20 protein-coding genes and 1 pseudogene are annotated in these 23,339 nt (G+C 55.4%); 15 read left to right on the top strand and 6 right to left on the bottom strand.

The genetic code is table 11. From position 1 onward, the window contains the following. The first annotated feature begins 3 nt into the window (after window positions 1-3). Window positions 4-1,500, top strand: a complete 1,497-nt coding sequence (locus AC2FNU_RS12150) for an aldehyde dehydrogenase (NADP(+)) (RefSeq protein WP_496788407.1) — start codon at window positions 4-6, stop codon at window positions 1,498-1,500. Window positions 1,501-1,584: 84 nt separating this feature from the next. On the opposite strand, the gene betC is transcribed toward AC2FNU_RS12150, so the two are convergent. The 4 genes from betC to proX all read right to left on the bottom strand — a co-directional run bounded on the left by betC (window position 1,585) and on the right by proX (window position 6,054). Then, the gene (gene betC / locus AC2FNU_RS12145) at window positions 1,585-3,081 is read right to left on the bottom strand and encodes a choline-sulfatase (RefSeq protein WP_496788405.1); all 1,497 of its coding nucleotides are present in this window, start codon (window positions 3,079-3,081) and stop codon (window positions 1,585-1,587) included. A gap of 1 nt (window position 3,082) precedes the next feature. Beyond that, the gene (locus tag AC2FNU_RS12140) at window positions 3,083-4,000 is read right to left on the bottom strand and encodes an ABC transporter permease (protein ID WP_496788402.1); all 918 of its coding nucleotides are present in this window, start codon (window positions 3,998-4,000) and stop codon (window positions 3,083-3,085) included. An 11-nt stretch (window positions 4,001-4,011) separates the two neighbouring features. After that, on the bottom strand, window positions 4,012-5,031 hold the full coding sequence (locus tag AC2FNU_RS12135; RefSeq protein ID WP_496788400.1) for a quaternary amine ABC transporter ATP-binding protein: 1,020 nt from the start codon (window positions 5,029-5,031) through the stop codon (window positions 4,012-4,014). Window positions 5,032-5,094: 63 nt separating this feature from the next. Further along, window positions 5,095-6,054 carry a glycine betaine/L-proline ABC transporter substrate-binding protein ProX gene (gene proX / locus AC2FNU_RS12130; protein WP_496788397.1) on the bottom strand — a complete coding sequence of 320 codons (960 nt, stop codon included), beginning with the start codon at window positions 6,052-6,054 and terminating at the stop codon, window positions 5,095-5,097. Window positions 6,055-6,176: 122 nt separating this feature from the next. Between proX and AC2FNU_RS12125 the strand changes: the two genes are divergently transcribed. The 11 genes from AC2FNU_RS12125 (at window position 6,177) to AC2FNU_RS12075 (ending at window position 17,349) form a co-directional block, all read left to right on the top strand. Then, the gene (locus AC2FNU_RS12125; RefSeq protein WP_496788395.1) at window positions 6,177-7,097 is read left to right on the top strand and encodes a LysR substrate-binding domain-containing protein; all 921 of its coding nucleotides are present in this window, start codon (window positions 6,177-6,179) and stop codon (window positions 7,095-7,097) included. A gap of 178 nt (window positions 7,098-7,275) precedes the next feature. After that, entirely contained in the window at window positions 7,276-7,641 is a 366-nt protein-coding gene (locus tag AC2FNU_RS12120; RefSeq protein WP_496788393.1) for a VOC family protein, read from the top strand. A gap of 121 nt (window positions 7,642-7,762) precedes the next feature. Beyond that, the gene (locus AC2FNU_RS12115) at window positions 7,763-8,134 is read left to right on the top strand and encodes a YciI family protein (RefSeq protein ID WP_496788392.1); all 372 of its coding nucleotides are present in this window, start codon (window positions 7,763-7,765) and stop codon (window positions 8,132-8,134) included. Between the two features lie 3 nt (window positions 8,135-8,137). Continuing rightward, a complete protein-coding gene (locus AC2FNU_RS12110; protein WP_496788391.1) occupies window positions 8,138-9,373 on the top strand; it encodes an RNA polymerase sigma factor in 1,236 nt (411 codons plus the stop codon). A gap of 68 nt (window positions 9,374-9,441) precedes the next feature. Then, entirely contained in the window at window positions 9,442-9,828 is a 387-nt protein-coding gene (locus AC2FNU_RS12105) for a VOC family protein (RefSeq protein WP_496788389.1), read from the top strand. 24 nt (window positions 9,829-9,852) lie between these two features. Continuing rightward, on the top strand, window positions 9,853-10,251 hold the full coding sequence (locus tag AC2FNU_RS12100) for an MAPEG family protein (protein ID WP_496788387.1): 399 nt from the start codon (window positions 9,853-9,855) through the stop codon (window positions 10,249-10,251). Beyond that, window positions 10,251-10,595 carry a TfoX/Sxy family protein gene (locus AC2FNU_RS12095; protein ID WP_496788385.1) on the top strand — a complete coding sequence of 115 codons (345 nt, stop codon included), beginning with the start codon at window positions 10,251-10,253 and terminating at the stop codon, window positions 10,593-10,595. Before AC2FNU_RS12100 ends, AC2FNU_RS12095 begins: the two co-directional genes overlap by 1 nt. Before the next feature lie 12 nt (window positions 10,596-10,607). Next, window positions 10,608-11,267: a DUF2461 domain-containing protein gene (locus AC2FNU_RS12090; RefSeq protein WP_496788383.1), complete on the top strand. Its 660-nt coding sequence runs from the start codon at window positions 10,608-10,610 to the stop codon at window positions 11,265-11,267. Between the two features lie 668 nt (window positions 11,268-11,935). Then, window positions 11,936-12,265 (top strand): hypothetical protein, encoded by a 330-nt coding sequence (locus tag AC2FNU_RS12085; protein WP_496788382.1) that lies wholly within the window; start codon window positions 11,936-11,938, stop codon window positions 12,263-12,265. Continuing rightward, window positions 12,262-15,837, top strand: coding sequence for a choice-of-anchor D domain-containing protein (locus tag AC2FNU_RS12080; RefSeq protein ID WP_496788379.1), 3,576 nt, complete (start codon window positions 12,262-12,264; stop codon window positions 15,835-15,837). The genes AC2FNU_RS12085 and AC2FNU_RS12080 overlap by 4 nt, the downstream gene beginning before the upstream one ends. Window positions 15,838-16,095: 258 nt before the next feature. Beyond that, complete coding sequence (locus AC2FNU_RS12075; protein WP_496788377.1) at window positions 16,096-17,349, top strand: MFS transporter; 1,254 nt, start codon at window positions 16,096-16,098, stop codon at window positions 17,347-17,349. Between the two features lie 50 nt (window positions 17,350-17,399). Here the strand turns inward: AC2FNU_RS12075 and AC2FNU_RS12070 are convergent. Together AC2FNU_RS12070 and AC2FNU_RS12065 are read right to left on the bottom strand one after the other, a co-directional pair. After that, window positions 17,400-17,678: pseudogene (locus AC2FNU_RS12070) on the bottom strand (integrase core domain-containing protein); the annotation flags it as partial. Window positions 17,679-17,754: 76 nt separating this feature from the next. Next, window positions 17,755-18,387, bottom strand: a complete 633-nt coding sequence (locus AC2FNU_RS12065) for a tyrosine-type recombinase/integrase (RefSeq protein WP_496788375.1) — start codon at window positions 18,385-18,387, stop codon at window positions 17,755-17,757. Window positions 18,388-19,001: 614 nt separating this feature from the next. Between AC2FNU_RS12065 and AC2FNU_RS12060 the strand changes: the two genes are divergently transcribed. From AC2FNU_RS12060 to thpR, 3 genes are all read left to right on the top strand, one after another. After that, window positions 19,002-20,471, top strand: coding sequence for a flavin-containing monooxygenase (locus AC2FNU_RS12060; RefSeq protein ID WP_496788373.1), 1,470 nt, complete (start codon window positions 19,002-19,004; stop codon window positions 20,469-20,471). A gap of 47 nt (window positions 20,472-20,518) precedes the next feature. After that, window positions 20,519-22,279, top strand: coding sequence for an adenylate/guanylate cyclase domain-containing protein (locus tag AC2FNU_RS12055; RefSeq protein ID WP_496788369.1), 1,761 nt, complete (start codon window positions 20,519-20,521; stop codon window positions 22,277-22,279). Between the two features lie 322 nt (window positions 22,280-22,601). Next, window positions 22,602-23,120 (top strand): RNA 2',3'-cyclic phosphodiesterase, encoded by a 519-nt coding sequence (gene thpR, locus AC2FNU_RS12050; protein WP_496788367.1) that lies wholly within the window; start codon window positions 22,602-22,604, stop codon window positions 23,118-23,120. Window positions 23,121-23,339: the final 219 nt, after the last annotated feature.

Raw genomic sequence — 23,339 nt, 5'->3', positions numbered from 1 at the left:
GACATGAACGGACACAGCCTGATTGCCGGAGAGTGGATGGCAGGCAACAGCAGCTTTCAGTCTTCCCCCGCAACCGGAACGCCCAGGACCTATTCGGCCGGTACGCCGGAACTGGTTGCGCGGGTCTGCGCTGCAGCCGAGGATGCCTTCTGGTCCTATGGGTATTCAACACGTGAAGACCGTGCTGTTTTTCTGGAGCGGATCGCTGACGAGATCGAAAAGCGTGGAGCAGATATTACCGAAATCGGCTGCGCGGAAACCGGTCTGCCAGCGCCTCGGATGGAAGGTGAGCGGGGGCGGACCACTGGGCAGTTGCGCCTGTTTGCAAGCCATATCCGCGATGGTGCGTATCTGGATTATCGCCACGACGCGGCCTTGCCCGATCGCCAGCCATTGCCGCGCCCGGATCTGAAAATGGTGCAGCGCCCTATTGGTCCGGTGGCGGTTTTCGGCGCGTCAAATTTTCCGTTGGCCTTTTCGACCGCGGGCGGGGACACCGCAGCCGCGCTGGCGGCAGGATGCCCCGTGGTGGTCAAAGGTCACCCGGCGCATCCCGGCACGGGCGAGATCGTGGCTGAAGCCATTGACGCGGCCAGACAGGCTCTGGGCTTGCATCCGGGGGTGTTCAGCTTTGTTCAGGATGGCGGCGTTGCTGTCGGTGGCGCGCTGGTACAGAACCCTTTCATCAAAGCTGTTGGCTTCACCGGGTCCCTGCGCGGAGGACGCGCTTTGTTCGACCTCTGCGCCGCCCGCGAAGAACCAATCCCGTTCTTCGGCGAGCTGGGCTCGGTCAATCCTATGTTTCTACTGCCTGCTGCCCTGAAATCCCGTGGGGCAGAAATTGCCCAAGGCTGGGCGGCCTCGCTGACGATGGGCGCAGGCCAGTTCTGTACCAATCCGGGCTTGGCCATAGTGCCAGACGGCCCCGACGCCCAAACCTTTATCACCGGGGCCGCCGAGGCGATACAGGCTGCCGCCTCTCAGACCATGCTGACAGACGGTATTGCCCAAGCGTTCCGCGATGGTCGTGATCGCATCGCGTCAGCGCCCGATGTCACAACATTAGTGTCCGGAACAGCCGAAAACCGGGACGCGAGTGCCTTTCTCTATCAGGTCTCGGCTGAAGCCTTTGAGGCCAACCCGGACTTATCGCACGAGGTTTTCGGGCCGCTGGGACTTGTCGTCGTCGCCAGGGATGCCGACGCCTTCACTACTATCGCACGGACGTTGGAGGGTCAGTTGACCGCGACCGTGCACATGGATTCCGCAGACGTCCCACATGCGTCGATCTTGCTGCCTATACTCGAGCGTAAGGCCGGGCGCGTTTTGTTCAATGGTTTTCCCACCGGGGTCGAAGTTGCAGACAGCATGGTGCATGGCGGCCCCTATCCGGCATCGACAAATTTTGGAGCGACCAGCGTAGGAACACTGTCGATTCGTCGATTTTTGCGACCCGTTTGCTACCAGAATGTACCTGAGGAGATCAGCATAGACATTTGACGCCTTTCGGGTGAGCGGCTGTTGGGTCGCTTTTGCAAAAACGCCTTGCACGGCTCAGCGAGCAGGTCACTTAACAAATTGAAGTCAAATATGGTTAAACGCCCATTCGTTGTAGCCCTGCTCTCCCCTGTACCAAAGTACATTGTCAGCCTCAGACTCTCCGTGGTTCCATCGCTGTTTGACACCTTGGCCCATTGCCATACGGACAAGAGCACGCCGCTTTTGGCTAAGGACAATGTCTTGAATTAGTTCGGCTTCATTCCATTTCTCAGCGACTTCTCGGATGAAGACATCGACCAATTCGCGATGGCTCTCTGAGCCCACGAGATTTGTCCTCTCGTTCGGGTCATTCAGAAGATCAAAAAGCATGATACCGTCATGGGACGAGGAGATAAACTTGAAGTATCCTCGGCGGATCATGAACATCGGAACCTTAGTCGCCTCGGCCAAATACTCGGCATAGACCGCGCGTTCCGACGGCGAATTACCCCTGTCTGCGAGTGCCAACAGATCCACGCCTTCCAACGGTTCTACAGCGTTCTCAACCTCGGCAATTGTGTTCAGGGTCGGGACGATATCGACAAGAGACGTCAACTCCTGAACCCGTTTTGGCGCGATGCCGGGGCCAGCGATGATCAGAGGAATGCGCAAGGACTTTTCAAAGAAATGCTTTTTAAACCACATGCCACGTTCACCCAGCATCTCACCATGATCCGAAGTGAAAATGATCACGGTGTTCTGATCCGCACCGGTTGCACGCAAGGCATCCATGATCCGGGTCATCAGGCTGTCAATATAGCTGATCGATCCATAGTAGGCGCGGATGGCGCGGGCCACGTCCTCGTCACTGAACTGAATGCCCAACATGCCAAAATCCTTAAGCAGACGGACAGAGTGAGGATCGTGCTCATTTTCTGACAAAGCCCCGACAGCGGGCATCGGAATGTCTTTTCCTTCGTACAGGTCCCAGAATTCCTTTTGGCACAGATAGGGTTCATGCGGATGGGTGTAAGACACCTGCAGAAAGAATGGACGTTTGTCGTCACCGCGCGCAATGTCGAAAATATGTTGTATCGCCTTGAACGTAACCTCTTCATCATAGTCGATCTGGACCGACCGCTCGCAGATCCCGGCGATGCGCACGGCCCGGGGATCGTTGGTGTCGCGCTTGCCCTCGTTTTCCCAATTGGGAACCCAGGCGAAATCACCCGGATACAGGTCTGCTGTCAGGCGCTTTTCAAACCCGTGGAACTGATCAGGGCCGATGAAATGCATCTTGCCGGACAGGGCCGTTTGATAGCCCGCTGCGCGCAGGTAATGCGCATAGGTCGGGATTTCGGCCGAAAACTCTGCTGCATTGTCATAAGCGCCAACTTTCGACGCCAGCTGCCCTGTTGCCATCGAAAAGCGGGATGGTGCACAAAGCGGATAGTTACAATAGGCGGTCTCGAACACGACGCCACGCGCGGCCAGATCATCGATGGTCGGGGTGTGGCAGATTATGTCTCCGTAGGCGCGCAGGGCCGAGGCCGTCAGCTGATCGACCTGAAAGAAAAGGATATTCGGGCGAGAGTCGGTCATGTCACCCCCGTCCCATCAAGTTGCGGACATAGCCCACCGGGCCGGTTTCGTACCATTTCTTATGACCACGCTCACGCGACGAAATGCCAAAGCTTTGCGATACACGGTCAATGACGATAGCCAGAAACACGATGCCCAACCCGCCAACAGTCGCCAGACCCATATCGAGACGCCCGATGCCGCGCAGAACCATCTGGCCCAACCCGGTCACGGAAATCATCGAAGACACCACAACCATGCTCAGCGCCATCATGATGGTCTGGTTCACGCCGGCCATGATCGTCGGCATCGCCAACGGCAACTCTACCTTATAAAGCGTTTGCCGGTTTGAGGCTCCAAAAGCACGCGCGGCCTCGACCATATCCCCGCGAACCTGTCGGATGCCCAGGTTGGTCAGGCGCACCACCGGCGGCAAGGCGTAGATGAAGGTCACGATCACGCCGGAGACATTGCCGATCGAAAACAGCATGACGATAGGCACCAGATAGACAAAGGACGGGATCGTTTGCATTAGATCAAGCATGGGCTGCAGGACCGTCCAGAACCGATCGTTCTTGGCCGAATACACACCCAGCGGAATGCCAATCAGTGAACAGAACACAACGCATGTCAGAACGATGGACAGGGTGGTCATGCTTTCTTCCCATGCACCCATCAGACCAATGGCAAGCATGCAGGCCGCCGAGATCAGGCCGAGGCGGCGACCGCCCGCCTGCCAGGCCACCAAAATGATCAACGCCAATACCAGCAGATCAGGCGCCTGGGTCAGTGCGTCCTCCAATCCGGTCAGAACGATTTCAAACGGCACCTTGATCGCTTGAAAAATGAAGCGGAAATTGGTCACCACCCATTGCAGGAAGGTTTCGACCCAAGTGCCGACGGGGATCCATTCGGTGTCAAAAATGTTCCAGATATCCATGATTTCGCCTTTTACCCGCGCAACGCGGTCAACGCGTCTATGATGGTGATCTGCCCGACAGAAGCCTGATCCGGACTAACGACGGTGACCGGAGACTGGTCCTCCATGAATAGATCAATAATCTCGCCCAGTTCAGCGTCGACGCGCACGGTTTTTTCAGTGGCCTCCCGCCCGTCCAGCGGTTCCATGATGGTTTCAGCCCTGACCAGCGCGACTCGACTGATGCCCTTCACAAACTCGGCGACGTAGTCATCTTTGGGGCTGGTGACAATTTCTTCGGGGGTACCAATCTGAACGATCTCACCATCGTTCATGATGGCGATGTGATCTCCCATCCGGATGGCTTCATCCAGATCATGGGTTATGAACAGTGTGGTTTTGTGCATATGCGCCGACAGGTTCAGGAACTGGTCCTGCAATTGGCGACGGATCAGAGGATCAAGCGCCGAGAATGGCTCGTCCATCAACAGGATTTCTGGGTCGGCCGCCAATGCGCGGGCCAGACCGACACGTTGCTGCATGCCGCCCGAAAGCTGATCGGGGTAGTGATCAATCCAGCCGCCAAGATCCATGGCTTCGAGCGCTTTGACTGCCGCCTCTCGCCGTGTTTGCAAATCAATGCCGCGGACTTCGAGCCCGAAACCGACATTTTCGCCCAAGGTTCGATGAGGCCACAGCGCCATATGCTGAAAGACCATGCCAATCGTTTCAGCCCGCAATTGGCGCAGTTCTTCTTCGCCCATCGTGTCCACCCGCTGACCGGCAACATGAATTTGGCCCGACGTCGGTTCAATCAACCTGTTGACATGGCGCACAAGGGTGGACTTGCCTGAACCTGACAGTCCCATGATGCAGAAAATCTCGCCCTTCCGGACGCTGAAACTCGCATCCCGAACGCCAAGAACGCAGCCAAATCTGTCTCTCACGTCCTCTTTCGACAGCCCCTCAGCCAGGACCGCCTTCATGGCTTCGTCCGAGCGGTTGCCGTAGATTTTCCAGAGGTCACGACATTCGATCTGTGCATCAGCCATTGTCTTGTTCCTTCAAAAAAACCGGAGCGGCTATGAAAGCCGCCCCAAAGTCTTCGGGGAGAGTTAGTTTGCAGCGGCTGCGGCCTCGGCCACCCAACCGTCAAATTGCGCTTGGTTTTCGGCAATCCAATCGGCGGCGTGGCGTTGGAAGTCCTCCAACGTGTTTTCGCCATCGCGCAGTTTCACCTGCGCTGCGTTGACGGCGCTGATCGGGATGTCGACGAGTTCAAAGAACTTCGCGGCTGCAGGGTTGTCTTCAAGGAATTCATTGTTTGCAACGATATAGACGTCGTTCACAGCAAAACCCGCGTCCATTTCACCGTCCTGCTGAACACCGATCTGCACCACATCTTCTCCGGGCACCAGAACGTCACTGATCCAGTTTGGCGTCCAGGTGTAATACAGGATGGCGCCGCCTTCGTTGTACCGTGTAATGGTGTCCGCCATGATCGCAAAATAGCTACCTTGATCGTGTTGAACGGTGTCGCGCAGGTTCAAATTGTCCAGGTGATCCTCGATCGCGATCTCGCAGCCCCAACCCGGATTGCAACCCGACAGGTTGGCGCGGCCATCACCATCTGCATCAAACAGGGCCGCAACTGCAGGGTCGGAAAACTGTTGCACGCTGGTTATGCCGTTCGCCTCGGCGGTCTTCTTGTCGATAAAGAACCCTTGGCCCGCACCGGTTATTCCAGCCTTTACGCGCGTCATGGTGCTTTCGCCGCCGGACTTGTCAAAAAAGTCGTTATGCAGCGGCTTCCAGTGATTGAATGTGTAATCGGCGTCACCTGAAGCAACAGCCAAATGAACTGCGGGGAAATCGGCTTCCAGAGTTTCTTCAACGTTGTAACCCAAAGCCTCCAAACCCTGCTGCACGACCATATGCTGAAACCATGCGTTGGCGGGCGATCCCTTGATAGGTGAGACATCAACACCAGCGCCGGGCTGATCTGCGGCGAATGCCGGAAATCCAAGAACGGTCACTATCGCCGTAGTGCGCGCAAGATTGGAGAAGTTTTTCATGTTTTCCTCCCTGAAAATTATGAAGGCCTGTCTGGCCGGGTTCTCCTCTTGCGGTAATTTTTTGTGATCTGAACGCAGTTGTGAAGTTCCAAAATACCATCCAGTTTGTTAACCAATATGTTATGGCAAACTTACGCAAAACTCTTACAAAGCTGCCGCATTTGATAACCTTCGAAGCGGCATGCAGAAATTCCAACTTTACACGTGCGGCAGAGGAGCTGGGTGTCACGCGTGTGTCGGTCAGCCGCCAGATTGCCGAGCTTGAACAAGCGCTTGGTACGACGCTGTTTGTCAGGGACCACCGAAAAGTATCTTTGACCTTGGCTGGACGGGTTTTGGAGGCTGAGGTGGCTCCGGCCTTGCATCAGATTGCAAACGCCGTTCTGAATGTCTCAAAGACGTCAGGTGATACTCCACTGACCGTAACCACGACGACTGCCTTTGCGACCTACTGGCTCATGCCGCGTATGGTGGACTTCAGCAATCAGTTCCCGGAGGTCGAACTGAACCTCGTCGTTACCGATCGCAAATTGGACCTTGCCGCCGAAAGCGTCGATGTTGCGATCCGCTATTCCAAAGAAAAACCAACTGGAGGTAACGTGATTCCGCTGTTGCGAGAGCGCATTTTTCCAGTTATGAGCCCAAGATATTCCCGCAACACCTCTCTTTCAGAACCCGTGGATCTGATGAAGGAGAATTTGCTTCACCTGTCTGGTATCTATCGTCCCGGGGCGCGCTGGCCACATTGGTTCAAAGCCAATGATCTGGTGCTGCCAGCCGAATCCAGCGGCGTGGCTTTGAATACCTACATCAACATGCTGCAAGCCGCGATCGCCGGACAAGGTATCGCATTGGCAGGAAACCCATTGGTCGACCCGTATCTTGCTGACGGAACTCTGATCAAACTGGATGGCTTCTTGGAAATCGAGCGGGACTATTTCTATTTGATCAACACAGCTGCAGACAGGGAAGACACAAAAAAGTTCTGCAGTTGGATAATTGATCAGGCAACTCAGCTAAAGGATCCGCCAATATTACAGTAGAAAGTGCACGTCGTGCTCTAAATCAGTTCGAAATATTGCGCCTGCAGCTAACGTCTTCTTTGACGGACGCATCGACGCATTAGGACTCATGAGCCAACGACAGCTTTGGGCCGCGCTTATCAAATTGCACATATTGGAGTAGTCTTTTCCGATAGCGTATCCGGGTTTGAAATCGAAGATGGAAAAAGTACTGGGGTTTGGTGGGTTTTTCTTCAGGGCAGATGAGCCTGCAACTTTGGCAACTTGGTATCGTGACAATTTGGGCATTGACCTTGTACCAAACGACTATGAAACACCGTGTTGGACGCAGGAAGCAGGCGAGACTGTATTCGCCCCGTTCGAGAAGGTGACAGAGTATTTCGGGAACCAAGAAAAGGCATTTATGCTGAATTTTCGTGTTCGCGACATTGAGAAAATGATCGCGCAACTCGAATCTAAGGGTGTTGACGTCCGTCGCGATCCAGATTCGCCTTATCCAAATGGCAAGTTTGCGTGGCTCAATGATCCAGAAGGAAACCCAATTGAGCTTTGGGAACCCACCTAGCATTCGATTAGGGTCTATGGGTTCCAAGTGACTATCTTACGACCTTGCATTGTGGACCGGTTGTCGGATTTGCATGTCCTCGCGCGTCCTTGCACCATGTGAATGAAGCATGGAGATGATGATGATATACACAATCACGATTTATGGGGAGCCAGGTGTGTTCGAAGCTCTGCCCAAGGAACGCCAGGACGAAGTGATGTCAGGCCATGGCGCACTGCAATCGGTGTTATCAGAGCGCGGGGAGTTCGTGTCGATGAAGCTGATGCCGCCGACTTCTGCCGTGATGGTCGAGCCCGCTTCAACCGAGGGCGCGGCGCCCCTGATCACCGACGGCCCGTTTGCAGAGACAAAGGAGAGTTTCCTTGGGTTTTATGCGGCCGATTTCAAAGATCTTGATGAAGCACTTGAATATGCAAAGATGATCTCTTCTCCCGTCGCCCGCCTTGAGGTGCGACCTGTTGCCTGGGCGGGTGGCGTGATTTCGTCGGAATAGATCATGTCGGATTGGCTTGAGGCCACTTTCACTCTGCACCGCCCACGCGCGATGGCGGCGCTGACCCGCTTGTTTCGGGATTTAGACATGGCGGAAGAGGCCTTTTCTGATGCTTGCCTGAAGGCTCTGGCAGTCTGGCCCAAAGACGGCGCTCCGCGTGACCCGTTAGCGTGGCTCCTAACAACCGCGCGTAACTCCGGCCTGGATCATGTGCGTAAATCACAGCGCCGCGCTGCAATCCTGTCACGCCATGCAGAGGAGTTTCAGCCGATGCCCGCCGAAACGCCGGACCCGGACGAGATGCGCGACGATGTTCTGCGGCTGCTGTTCATCTGCTGCCACCCGGACCTGGACCGACGGGATCAGATTGCCGTTGCCCTGCGCGTGGTTCTGGGGTTGAGCGTGGACCAAATTGCGAGCGGATTTCTGATCAAGCCCAAGACAATGGAACAGCGGATCACCCGTGCTAAAAAAAAGATTGCCAGCAGCCCGGTTGCTTTCGAAACACCCAGCCCGGCTGAGCGGAGTGCGCGCTTGGGTGAAGTTTCCGTGATGGTCTACCTGATGTTCAGCGAAGGGTGGTCGACTTCAACGGGTCCAAATCAAATCAAGCTGACCTTGTGCGAAGAGGCGATCCGACTGGCCCGTCTGCTTGCAGCCTTGTTTCCTGCAATGGGGGAACAGGCCGCCTTGCTGGCGCTTTTGCTTTTTCAACATGCTCGGCGGCGTGCACGCGTTGATGTGGACGGAAAGCTTGTCGCGTTGGACGATCAGGAGCGTAGCCTATGGGATCGTGCGGACATCGCCGAGGCAACAGGCCTTTTGCAAAAGGCCCGGCGGACCGGCCATCATGGTGTTTACATCATTCAGGCTGCAATCGCAGCGACACATGCCCGTGCAGCCTCGGTAGGTGATACCGATTGGGCGTCGATCGAAAGTCACTACGCCGCCCTCTACGCATTACAGCCAACGCCGGTGGTCCGGCTCAACCAGATTGCGGCCCAGGCCAGGCTGCATGGTCCGCACTATGCGCTAAGGGCGATGGAGCCATTGGCACAGGATTTGTCCACGTATCGTTGGTTTCATGCAATGCGCGGTGCGCTATTGCAGGAAACCGGTGACCATCTCACCGCGATTGCCGCGTTTGAAGCCGTGATGGCACTCAACCCAACTGCCCCCGAACGTATTGCGATCACAGAAAAAATTTCGGTTAGCCAAAAAAATTTACGCCGCGTGTAGGGATCGCCGAGTGTCGCGCGTCCTTGGATCAGACCCGCATGTCGCGGGCGTAACCAAGGGAGAAGCACATGAGTATTCTTGATATGACGACAGTCGGAAACTCCGGCTGGATCGGACATTCCGGCCCCGATCAGGGCAAAGCCAAAGCCTTTTATCAAGAGGTGCTGGGCTGGACGATTAACGACATGCCGATGCAGGACGGGTCAAGCTATTCTGCTGCTGTCGTAGGCGAAACGGCAATTGGTGGCTTTTCCCCCGTGCCAGAGGATAACGGCTGTTGGACGATCTTCTTTACCGTGGCCGACGTGGACGCCAGCGTCGCCAAAGCTGAGGCCAAAGGTGCCGTGATTGTACAGCCTACCATGAATATGCCGGGGGTCGGCCGCATGGCCACTCTGACTGACCCGCAAGGGGCACGATTTGCGCTAATCACATATGAGAGCATGGCGTCCTAAGCGCGATTAAAAAGGAGGCGTAACATGGAACAGTTTCCGCAGATCACGCTGGCCTTTACGGCAGTGTTTGTTGTGATGAGCATTCCGATGGCGATTGCCGTTGGCGTGCGCCGCACCAAGACCGGAATTTCTTTGCTTCACGGTGAGGATGAAAGCCTGCTGCGGCTGATGCGGGCACATGGGAACTTCATCGAATATGTCCCGCTTGCCCTGCTGGCCCTTGCGGGCGCAGAGATTGCGGGAACTGCGACCTGGCTGGTCGCTGCCTGTGGTGGTGTGCTGTTGCTTGCGCGCGTCATCCACTATTTCAGCCTGAGTACTTCGGTGAATGGCACAGGGCGTGCGGTCGGGGCGGCGCTGACAACTTTGACCATGCTGGTCCTTGCGCTGGCGATCCTCTGGCAGCTTTGGGTGGCCAGCTGATGCCCGAGGATGAAACACTGAACGCCCGCATTCGAGAGGCTTTGGCCACCCATGTGGGCATTTCCGAAAAGCGGATGATGGGTGGGTTATGCTTCTTTCTGAACGGCAACATGCTTTGCGGTGCGCGGCGGCACCCGGATGGGGTGGGGCGGTTCATGTTCCGGGTCGGCAAGTCAAACGAGAGCGCCGCTCTGAAAAACCCCACGGCCCATGCCGTGATCCACAGAGACCGCAAGCTGGGTGGTTTTGTCCGAGTGGACGAAACAGACTGCAATGGCGCTGCATTGAAGCGTTGGCTGCACCTGTGCCTTGAACACGCCGTGGCGTTGCCCAAGAAAGACTGAACGGAGGATTTCATGGCCCGGTTTGACTGTTTCTCACCTGAAGCGGTTGGCTTCCTGCAAGACCTGAAAGCGAACAACACGAAAGATTGGTTTGCAGCGAACAAAGCGATCTATGAAAACCACTTGAAAGCGCCCAGCAAGCTGTTCGCCGATGACATGGCACTAGCCCTGGGTGCGCTGACCGGACAGGATCACAGCAGCAAAATCTTTCGCATATACCGGGATGTTCGGTTCTCCAAGGACAAGACACCCTACAACGCACATCTGCACTTTGCGTTCACGCCGACAGGGCAGGGGGGTCAACCGCCGATGTGGTTCTTTGGGCTTTCTCCTGAAAAGCTGTCCCTTGGTTGCGGGGTTTTTCAGTATGAGAAAGGATATTTGGACGCATTCCGCGACGCCATGGCGGGTCCCCTCGGGGCAGAGTTGATCCAGACCGCCGCAGAGATGCGAGAACGGAGTTACAAGATCGGCGAGCCGGAGTTGAAGCGCGTCCCGTCCGGTTTTGACAAACACCACCCCCATGAGGAAGCGCTCAGGCGCAAGGGCTTTGCGGTTTGGATGGATGTAAAGCCTCTCGCCTTTGTTCTTGAGCCGAACGTGACGCAACGCACATCTGCCGAGTTCGCCAATTTGACGCCGGTGTTTCAACTGCTGTCGCGGATCGGGTGATCCCTATATTGCGACTGTAGCGAACGGAGCTTTTGTTGGATTGCGGTGCGGCACAAGAGACCACTGGCAATGTCTTCTTTGGACCGTCTGCGAGCCAAGCAGTCTCGCTAAGCCACCGAGATGCTGCGCTGTCTCCAAGGGCGGTTGAGAGCCCTGATACAACACCACGAGAACAAAAAAGTAGGCCAACAACAAACAATATGCTTTGGGCACTGCAAATTTCTTAAGTAGGAGGCAATTTCCGAGGCAGATAGATGTCCCAAGACGCGCTCAGCCATAACTTGCAATAACTAGCTGAAAGTCCCGCATGCCAGGAGCCAAATGTAGCGAGATGATACCCAATGCCCGAGAAGCGAGCAAACGCCTGATCGGACTAAAACGCAAAAGTGGGCTATACCTCGCGCAGGTTCTGATCTGACGTTTGACGGAATCGGCGTTAGATGGTACCTTTTCGATACGCATTTTTTAGTACTTTTTTCCTATGCGCAGTTATTTGCGCGATTTCAAGTTAATGAGTGACATCATTCTTTGAAGGCTAACCTTAGCAAATCGAAGTAAGTTCAAACGTTTAACAGGTCTCGTGACCTTAGTGCATTAGTGTTGGCCGCACCAAAACCAGACAGTGTCGCTCTTTAATCAGAACCTCAATTTCAGAGGAGCGTCTGATCATGGCGAATTCTAAATCGACCAAACCAAAACCGAAGAAAAAAGGCCCCGGTGGCTCTGGCGGTGGCAACGACCGCGGGTATGGCGGCGGAGGAGGCGATGACGAGCCCTTCCGCGAAGAGCCTGAAAACCTGGATATTCACGAGGCATTTTTGAAACACAGGCTTGAAGGGGGCGAAACCCCGTCGGCACAAGCCTTTGCCCGTGCCGTCGAACAGTTCAAAAAACTTCCTGGCGCAATCCGTGGGAAGCCAGCATTCATCCCACCCGCCCCTCCGGACGACGATGACGGAGACAACGGCAAATCAAACGGCGGGGAGGACAAGAAATGATACCGGGAACAGTTTGGAAACCTATTGGCCCCAGCCCAATCACAGGCGGGCGTGAAGACAATGGTCTGGTTACATCAGTCACAACCCATCCCAGTGACCCGGACATTGTTTACGTTGGTACTGCCGATGGTGGTGTCTGGAAAACAGGTAACGGTGGCACCACTTGGCTTGCGCTGTTCGACGAAGAACTGTGTCTTGCCATCGGAGAGCCCAATTGTATTGCCATCGATCCCGGCGATACCGATGTGATCTATGTCGGCACCAGCACACGGGGCGCAGTCTCGGTGCAACAGCGGGTCGGTATTTTCAAATCCTTCGACGGAGGATCGAGCTGGATTCTGCTTGGGTCCGGTTATCCCTTGGGAAATGACGGAAACGCGGTCGACTTTGCCAACCGCAATGTCAATTCAATCATTGTCGACCCAGCTAATTCTCAGATCGTTTACGCCGCAACGAGCAATGGCGTTTGGGTGTCCAATGACGCAGGTCAGAACTGGGTACAAGGCACCGGCACTGCCGGTTTCGACGCCCGGTCGCTTGAACTGGACGTTACTTCGCCAGCGGGCGCTCGTATTCTCTACACTGGGATAAGCGGTCAAGGCGTGTTCCAGTCCACCGATGGCGGCGCAAATTGGGCGTCGATCATGACAGCAGCCACACCTGCAGTCGCAGCCGTTCTGGGCGGCGGGGTTGTCATGGGGCAGGTGCTTGCGCGCTTGGCGCCGCCAACTTCGCCGCCTGCGGCGGCTGGGATACAGGTGATCTATGTGGTTATCGCACATGCGATTAGGGGTTCAACACCCGACCCAATCGCCTTGTTCATGAGCACGGATCAAGGTGCGACATGGACCCAACAAGCCGCAGCGGGTGCGGCGGCGGCCACGACATTTGCAGGATACTGCATGACCTTGGCGGTCGATCCGGCGTCGCCCGGTGACGGAGCCAACGACACCCTGTTCTGGGGCACGCAAAATCAGGTTCGGTCCTCAGATTCAGGCGCGAACTTCACCAATATCTCCAGCGGTCTTCATGCCGATACTCATGCCTGGGGCTTTTTCCAGCCACCAGCACCAGCGACGACTACGATCTATTGTGGCAATGATGGCGGCATCTTCCGGTCAACGGATGACGGAGCAAACTGGACCGCGCTGAACTCTGGCGGTTTTCAGACCACTCTGATCTACAACATGGACATCAAGCCCGGTGCCAGCGGTGACGTAACGGTCGCCGGGTTCCAGGATAACGGGCACAAGCGGACAGATGGACCGCTGGGATGGACCTCTATTGGCGGCGCGGATGGCTGGGATATTGTCTATGATGGCGTGACTGCCGATCGCATGCTGCTGACACGCAATAGCGGCGTAGCCCCGGCGACCAGAGTCTTGCGCTCGACAGATGATGGTGGCAGCACAGGCGATGTCACGCCCTGGGCTGCAGGCAGCCCGGACGACGCGTTCTATCTGGCCAGTCTGGCGGCCGATCCCGGCAATGACGGGATTTTCTACGTCGCCAGCAACGCCAATATTTGGCAGAGCCTTGATGGCGGGTCGAACTGGCGTACGATTTTCCCAATTGCCTCCGGTTTCATTACGCCGCGCATTGCTGTTTCGCCGACAAATGGGAACAACGTCGTCATCTCGGCGGGCGGGCAGGTTTTTGTGTCGACCAACGCCATGGCGGCAACCGTCGGAGGGGCCAATGGCGTCGCCTTCACAAACATCACGCGGAACCTGCCGGGTCGGAATGTCACGCGCTCGGCGTTTGATCCCAATGATGAAACGGCGATCTTTTGCGTTTTGGGTGGTTTCGCTAGTGCAGCTTCACCTGGGCATATATTCCGCACAACGGTTGGTGGCACCCAATGGGCTGACATCTCGCCCGATGTGAATGTGCCCTTCGGTGCCATCGCGCTGGACGGGGACGAAACGCCGTCCACAATCTATGCCGGGTGCGACCTTGGTGTTTTGCGATCCGTCGACCGTGGTAATACCTGGTATGTTCTGGATGACCTGCATTTCCCGAATGCCCCCGTCACGGATATCGTGGTCGGGCGCGGGTCGAACGTTCTTCGTGCAGCGACCTATGGGCGTGGCGTCTTTGAATTTGCCAAACCCGAAGGACCGGTAATCGCAGTCAACATACAGGACCGGTTCGAATTCGGCACCGTTTGTGACGGCCCGGTTTCGTTGACGCTGCAGGTCTTCAATGTGGGCACGGATGATCTAATCATCAAAAGCGTGCAACGCATCCTTGGTTCAACCGCGTTCTTCGTCGAGGCCTTTCCATCTACGCCGCTGTCAATTGCACCGGGTGGCGAGGTCGATTTTACATTGACCTATACGCCATCTGCCCCCGGTGCTGAGGATGAGGCGACGATCCGTATTGCATGCAACGACCCGGAGTCTCCGACCGTTGATATGTTGGCGAGCGGAACGGGCGGTACAGCAAACGCCGAGCTGTCCATCGCAGACGACGGAGATTTCGGAGAGGTCTGCGTCGGCAAACACCGGGATCAGGGCCTTGTGATCAACAATTCGGGCCAATGCCCGCTGCTGATCAATGCGGTCGGGTCATCCTCGCCCGAGTTCTTTGTACCCAATACGGTGTCGTTCCCGCTGAAGGTTGCACCGGGCGCAAGTGTCACGTTACCGCTGCGGTATCAGCCTTCTGCATTCGGGAATGATGCTGCGACTATAACGGTCAGCAGCAATGACCTCGACAGCCCGGCTCAGATCGGCGTCAGGGGTACTGCGCCGCCGCCGAGGCTGGTGCTGTCCTTTGCCGATGACGGCGATTTCGGCAAGGTCTGCGTCGATCACTTCAGCGACAAGCCTCTGGTGCTGTCCAACAGCGGCAAGTGCCCGCTGACGGTGACGTCGATCTCGTCCAGTTCGGCCGAGTTTATCGTGCCGCAGGTCCTGATCTTCCCACTGGTGATAGCCCCAGGTGCGGCAGTACCTGTTTCCATTCGGTTCCAGCCAACGTCGTTCGGTGCCCAATCCACCACGATCACGGTGGTCAGCGATGATCCAGCAAGCCCGGCAACCATCGACCTGAACGGCTTTGCCCCAAGCGGCAAACTTTCGATCACGGGTACTGGCTGCTTCGGAGGCGTCGAGCTTGGCGAGCAAGCTCTGACAACCTTTGCAATCTGCAATACAGGTGACTGCGATCTTCATGTCACCAAGGTCGGTTTCAAACCTCCGACACGGTGCGAGGAGCTTGCGCATTGCGGTGATGAGTGCGGCTGTGACTGCGGATGCGACGATCGCAAGGACGAGTACAAACCGAAGAAAGAGCCCTGCGATCAGAAGTGCCTGAACTTCAAGATCGTCAGCAACCCGTTCCCGGCTACCGTCAAATCGGGGTCTTGTCTCGATCTGATCGTCAAGTACACGCCGACCTGCAACAACTCGGCCTGTTGTGAGCTTGAGATCGAAACCGACGATCCAGACAATGAAAAGGTCTCGATCTTTGTCACCGGTCATCTGAAACGCACACTGAAATCCGCGTTGAAGTGCTGGGCCGGGCAAGAGCTGGGTGACATGATCAATGCGGGGAAATCCTGTTGACCGACCGTCGTCAGATCACGCGCTATGAACGCGCCAGTCCGCCAAACCGGCGAGGCTCCGGCATCAGATTGCTGAGGGCAGTACCTCCCGGTTTGGCGATTATGGTCTCCGTTTTTCTGATCGGGATAGTGGTTGGTGCGCTTTTCGCGGTCGCAGTTCTTCTGGTTGCGTTTCTGATTGGCGTGGCGGGTTTCGTATACCTTTCTGCAAGGCGCAGGCTGATCCGCCACTCCGCTTCGAAACTGAGACGCTACTAAGATGAGTAGCAAGGAACTGACCGCCGCAGCTTCTAGACGCAGTTCCGGGACGTCCTCGTTGCTGGCGCTGTTTCTGGCCGATTTCATCGTACGGACCAGCTATCAGATTGGCAAAGCGCCTGTTTTACCTGTCTTAGCGCACGGGTTGGGGGCATCGCCTCTGTTGCTGGGGGCCATTGTGTCCGTTTCCACGGCGACCGGGTTGTTCCTGAAACCGCTATTCGGGTTGCTGTCGGACTATCGCGGCAGGTGGGTTTGGTTGATGCTGGGGACCACGCTTTTTTCTCTGGTTCCCGCGTTCTATCTGATCGTCGACAGCCCGACTGACCTGTTTGCGCTTCGCCTTGTGCATGGCCTTGCAACCGCGATCTACGGCCCGGTGACGATGGCCTATGTCGCCTCGTGGCGGCGCAAGAAGGCGGCCGAGGCGTTTGGCTGGTTCGGGTTGGCACGAACGCTATCCTACATCCTCGGGCCGTTGATTGGCGGCGTTGCCCTCACCTTTGCCGCGCCCGAAGCGATATATGCTGGCACCTGCTTTTTGTCAGCGCTGGCCTTTCTGCCAACGCTGTATGTCAGAGAGGCCGAACATGTCTTGCGGCCATCTAACTGGTCTTTGACCAGCGCGGTTCGAGTCGTCCTGTCCATCCGCCCGCTTTTTGTTTTGGCGGTGATCGAGGGCGCAACCTACATAGCGATCTACGCGGTCAAAGCTTTTTTACCAGTAATGGCTCTGATCGCAGGACATCAGCCGATCGAGATCGGCACATTCCTTGCGATACAAGAGGCGACGAACGCGATCCTGCGCCCACCCATGGGACGGCTGGCAGATCACACCCGGCCCGTCGTGCCACTCCTTTTGGGTCTTGCACTGCTTGCCACAGGGCTTCTGGTGTTGTCGGCTATCGGCCCAACATGGTTGGCACTGCTGACGACAGCGCTGTTCATCGGTGCCGGCCAGGGCGCGTTTGGTCCGGCGACATTGTCGCTTGTCGCGAGTGCAACTCCGACACAGCATCTCGGCCTGGCCTTTGGCAGCATCGGTGCTATCCGGAACGCGGGCAAAATCACTGGACCTATCGCGGCGGGTGCGCTGGTCAGCACGATGTCCTACCAGGCCGCATTCGCAAGCATCGCCGCGATCCCCCTAATGGTTGCAATGTGGATTCTCTGCCTGTCCGGAACCTCATTGGCGATGCCTACAAATGAAGCCATACGCGTCGAAAGAGCAAAGGCGCATCGAGGCGGACGCTGACGGGTCGCGAGGATGCAGAGCAGCCCGAACTGACTGGTCAAATTTGGCTGTTAGTGCATGATTGGCATTGGTTCCACGGGAAAGATTGCTTCCGGGGCTGGTGGGCGATAACCCAATGCACTGTGTGGTCTTCGTATTGTAGAGTTTCCTCCACTGTTCGATCAGATTTTGAGCCTCGCCCAAGCCGAAGAAAATCTCGCCGTTGAGCAGTTCATCCCTCATCCCGTCATTGAAGCTCTCGCATACTCATTTTCTCAGGGTGATCCTAGCTAAATGTAGGCGGTCTTCGCTCCAACGGCGGCGATCCAGTTCCGGACAATGTCCGCTATGCGGACTGCAAGTGCAGCATCTCAGCGGACTGCTGAAAGTCCGGTTTGGGCCGCCCGCGAGAGCGACCCGTGAGCGTTAAATCTCAATGGCTTCGGCGATGGCCAAGGCATCCTCGAGTTCGACGCCGAGATACCGAACTGTGCTGTCCATCTTGGTATGGCCGAGAAGAAGCTGAACCGCTCGAAGGTTTCCGGTCTTCTTGTAGATCTGAGTGACCTTGGTTCTCCTCATTGAATGGGTGCCGTAGGCGCTCGCCTCGAGACCGATCGACGTGACCCAGTCTCGTACAATCCGCGCGTATTGACGCGTCGAGATGTGTAGTCGCCCGTGGAATCGGCCGGGCCAAAGGTACTCCGAACCGAACATTAGCTCGTCTTCCATCCACTTCTCGACAGAGGCTTGTGTGCCTTCGGATATTTCAAAGCGCACGGGTTTCTGCGTCTTGCTTTGAAGGACCGAAGCCCGTTCCTTGATCTGACCCGATGACATGACATCCGCGACCTTCATCTTCACCAGATCGCAGCCGCGGAGCTTACTGTCGATTGCCATGTTGAAGAGCGCAAGATCGCGATGGTTTTCAGCTAGCTCTAGGCGAACTCGGATTGCCCAGACATGTTTTGGTTTCAGCGGTCGCTTTTGGCCGACGATGCGACCTTTGTTCCAAGCGGGGCGAAGTGCACGAATGGCAGGTAAGTTTGGGGTTTCCATGGCTGATCCTCCGATCCGCCATGCCCGCCCACAACGACAACCCGACGTTGACACGATACAATATCACAGGATGCTTCATGCTGCTCGAATGACAGTGAAGCGCAGAAAGCTGACTTTGCAAAGTTTGGCGACGTGCACCTTTCCGACACTAATCTCGCTACCAAGTGCTGCTGCCGCGGCTTCCTCTAAAATCTCCTTGAAACAGGCTTTAGGGGCATTCTTGGTACGAGCAGGCAAGCTAAGAATTTGAACAGGTTCTCAGGGGTGTGACAGCAGCGGCGATTTTGATGCCGACTGTGATTTCCAAAGCGCTAATGGCCGCCTTGCTATCTAAAACCATGATTTCGTGATATCCTGATATAGCCTTGGGGGGCTGTTATGGGCGATTTCTTTTGGATTGGAACAGCAATCGGCGCCGCGATTGGGCTGCTCAATATGTTGTTCATTTTGAGTTCTCGCCTCGGTCAGACCGGGTTAAATCAAACCAAGACAATTTGGCAAGGCCTTTGGGTATGGGTGCTTTGGACTGTGTTCGGTGCCTATGTTTTGGCACTCTGGCTTCTGGGAGTCGTTCTCTTGGTCTTATCGCGAATTTTGCGACGGGGAACTGAGGCATGATAGTAGGGGAGGTCAAAACCGCCGCTATCATTGGTGCGGGGGTTTCTGGGCTTGCTACTGCAAAATGCCTGACGAGGGTTGGCATCCACTGCAAGATTTTTGATCGCAACCCGTACCTAGGCGGCGTCTGGGCGGATGGCTACCACGATTTTGGCGTTCAGGTGCAAAAGGACCTCTACGAATTCCCAGACTTTCCGCTGTCCGAAGAAGCGTCTCATTTCACTCCGGGGCCGGTCTTTCGGGAATATCTGGAGGACTATTGCGATCATTTCGGTATACGAGAGTGCCTGCGGTTAGGCACCCGCGTCACCATGATTGAGCGCAAAGGTGACCGGTGGTCACTTGAGGTTGATGGTTCCGAAAGCTCTGAAATTATTGAGGCCGATCTCGTTGTCGTTGCAGCCGGGCTCTATTCAGAGACACCAAATGTCCCGAACATTTCAAAACGTGAAGAATTTGGAGGAGAAGTCTTTCACGCGAGCGAAATTAAAGACATATCACAACTCAAAGGTCGTCGTGTCGCTGTAATCGGCTACGGAAAAAGTGCCACGGATATCGCGGGTTCGGCTGTGGGTGTCGCGGAAAAGGTTCACCTCGTTTTCCGAACCGCACACTGGCCTGTTCCACGCAAATTGCTGGGTGTTCTTCCCTTCAAATGGGGAATGCTGACACGCCTTGTTGCAGCCCTGATCCCTCCGTATGTTAGACCCAGCCCAATCGTGCGCGCTATCCACTCAATAGGATATCCGTTGCCCTGGCTGTTCTGGCGTGTCGTAGAACTGCTGCTTAGTACCCAGCAACGATTGAGAACACAAATCGCGCGTGGTGAGACCCTGATGCCTGAGACGCCTGTCGAATTCGACGCGTTTACGGAAGTGACTATGGTTCCACGTCCGGGGCTCATCGACTTTATCCGATCAGGTAAGATTTCCGCACATCGAACAGGCTTGAGTGCATTCTCTTCCAACGGGATCGACCTTGCGGACGGGGATTCTCTTGAGGTCGATTGCGTGGTCTTCGGCACGGGCTGGAAGACCGGCTACCCATATCTTCCGAAGTCGATCCTCACTTCCTTGGGTGATGGACCGGATGGGTTCTATTTATACCGCCATGTCCTGCACCCCTCGGTGCCAAACCTTGCATTCGTGGGTCGGGCGTCCTCCTTCATGAGTGTGACGACCTTCGCGCTTCAGGCCAAATGGCTTGCGGAAGTTGTTGCAGGTCGTGTGCTCGTACCGGATGCTGAGGCCATGCAAAGCGATATCGATGCGCTCAAGTCTTGGAAACAATCTTGGATGCCAGAAGGGCCAGCACGTTCCGCCACACTTCTACTTCACATGTGCCATTATCACGATGAACTCCTACTCGACATGAGTGCGGACCCGCTTCGCAAGCGCGGTTTCCTGGCGCCTATTTCTGAACTGATTGTGCCTTATCGTGCGGCCGACTTTCGAGACGTGGTCTGAGCGATTTGTACGCGAAGCCCCTAATATCCTTTTGACACTTCTTTAAAATGGATGCGCGTGAGGATTTTCATTTGGAACGACACCTGGCGGCCATACTGGCGGCTGATATTGTTGGCTATAGCGCGCTTGTCAGTGCTGACGAGGAAGCCACTTTGCATGCGTACAAGGGTCACTTTAGAGCGCTGGAGCCGCATATCGGTTTGAATGGCGGGCGCCTGTTCAAAAAGACCGGTGACGGTTTTTTCGCAGAGTTTCCTTCGGTTGTGGATGCGGTGGCATGTGCGGAAACGATGCAGCGTCAGATGGTTGAGCGGAACGCATCACGCGGGCAAAGCCCGGAGATGCAATTCCGTATGGGAATTCATGCGAGTGATGTTTTTGAAGACGACGGTGACGTTCTCGGTGACGGCGTCAACATTGCAGCCCGGTTGGAAGGTTTGGCTCCACCTGGTGGGATCGTAGTTTCAGGGCGGGTCTACGAAGACGTTATAGGCAAAGTGGATGTTTCGTTCACCGAATTGGGTCCGCAATACCTGAAGAATATTGCGCGCCCTGTAACCGCCTACTCAGTACAGGCGGCATTCGCTACTGCACCTCCGGTAATTCAAACTCGCCCTGACAAACCATCCGTGGCCGTATTGGCGTTTGAAAATCTTTCGTCTGACGCAGAACAGGACTATTTCGCAGAAGGTATTACCGAAGACATTATTACCAGCTTATCCAGAGTGCCTTGGATATTCGTAGTCGCCCGAAACTCTTCTTTTTCGTACAAGGGACTTTCGGTTGATGTGCGCCGCATCGGTCGCGAACTTGGTGTTCGCTATGTATTAGAAGGTTCTGTTCGTGGAACTGGTAACCGGCTGCGTGTTACTGGTCAGTTGATTGATGCGGAAACCGGGGCGCATGTGTGGGCTGATCGATACGATGGGAAGCTCGACGATATTTTTGACCTTCAGGACCAGATTACTGAAGCCGTCGTTGCTTCAATTGCGCCGGGTATTAGACAGGCAGAAATTGACCGTTCTGCTCACAAGCGCCCGGACAGCCTGGGAGCATATGATCACTTCCTGCGAGCGCAGGCAGCGATCTACAGGTTCAATTTCGCCAAAGCGGACGAACAACTGTCAAAAGCTCTCTCGCTCTCAAGTGAATACCCGCTGGCCAGCGCCCTTCGAGGCTGGATTAGAACTTTGCTTTGGAATCCGGACACGCGTCCAAGCAAGGACCGATTTGATTACGCCGTTCAACTGGCGCATGAGACTCTTGATGCATCGCACATTGACTTGGAAGCGCAAGCATATGCCGGCTACGTACTCGCATTTCTGTCGGAAGACACCGAGTACGGCTTGTCATTGGTGGATCACGTGGTCAAAACAAGCCCAAACTGCGTTTCAGCCTGGGGCTCCAGTTGTTTACTGCATGGCCTGATGGGTGAAGCGCAAACGGCACAAGCGCATGCCAGGGAGGCCCTCCGGCTCAACCCGAATGATCCGCTGAATTACCGGGTCTATATGGGAGTCAGCCTATCGCAAATTGCAGAAGAGAATTGGCACGGTCTAAAAGAAACAGCCCAAAAAATGCGTGCATTTCATAACACAGTGACTGTATTCCGCCTGAACGAGCTTGTCGCAGAGATGGCTCTCGGCAATGTGGAGCGAGCCAAAGAACTTGCGCGTATTCACATGTCGCGGGAACCTGATTTTAGCGTTTCAATGTTTCGGGAAATGCGCGCTCGTATCTCAATTGCAAAGCCGGAGATCTATGACGCGTATTACACGATGCTGGCAGCCGCAGGCATTCCTGATTAGCGCCACCAATTGCAGATCAGCTGCCAGTGATCGAAAGCGAGCAGCACATGGAGGAGCAATTTGTCACTATTGGTGGGATATCCGCTTCGGGCTGAGTGCCTCCAAAGCGACAAAGGGCGCTTCTATGAGCACCGCTGACACTTTCAAACAAACCCAAGGGTGCCCGCAGCTCGCTGCGTGAGCGAAAAGTCGACATGTGACGGCAGATAGCTATAGCCTCAACTGGCTTGGTCAGAGGTTCGGCAGAAACGGGCAGACCTGACGCAGCTTTGTAGCAAGTATAGGGTACAGCAAACTAACCAAAGGAGAAACTACAGGGGTCATGCGGTCATTTGTTGCTATATCGCTTAGCGACGAGGCAAAAGAAGCTTTTGCGCGTGCGCGGTGCGGACTGACAGTTGGCCGACCGGTACCGGAGGACAACTTGCATCTGACCCTAGTCTTTCTGGATGATCAGCCCAACGAGATTTTGGAGGCATTGCATGAAGATCTTCTGATGCTTTCAGCCCCAAGCTTCAGCATCACTTTTTCAGGGGTTGAGTTTTTTGGACGGGCGCTGGCCGTCGGGGTGGTGGATTGCCAGGCGCTCACAGAATTACATCGGAAAGTCCAAACCTCCACGCGACGAGCAGGAATTGTGCTGCCCCGTCGACGCTTTCGCCCGCATGTAACCATTGCTCGTTTAAAACACGGGCAAGGCGAGACAGCTCATTACCTCCAGAATTTCAACGCAATAAACACATTGCCGGAAATGACGGTCACCAGCTTTGGCCTCTACCAATCCACATTGCGTCCTGATGGTGCCCGACATGACGCCTTGGCGCATTATACCCTCAGCTGAACGTTTGCCCTTTGGCCAGTTTGAGGAACTCTAACCGGTGGCGGGGTTTGGATTGCAATAGGCATCTATGAAGAGCATTTCCGAGAAGGGTATTTTCCAAATCGGTAAGTTGGTCCGCTATCAAAGATTGGCAGAAGTTACTGGACTATCTAAACCAAAAACTAAGTAAAATTCGCCCACAGGGTTACAGCCCGGAGCACTTTCGAAACGCGATTAGTG

The organism is Ruegeria sp. BHSB064 (assembly GCF_059613205.1).
Note: the sequence above shows the minus strand (reverse complement) of the source record. Positions and strands in the feature narration are given on the sequence as shown.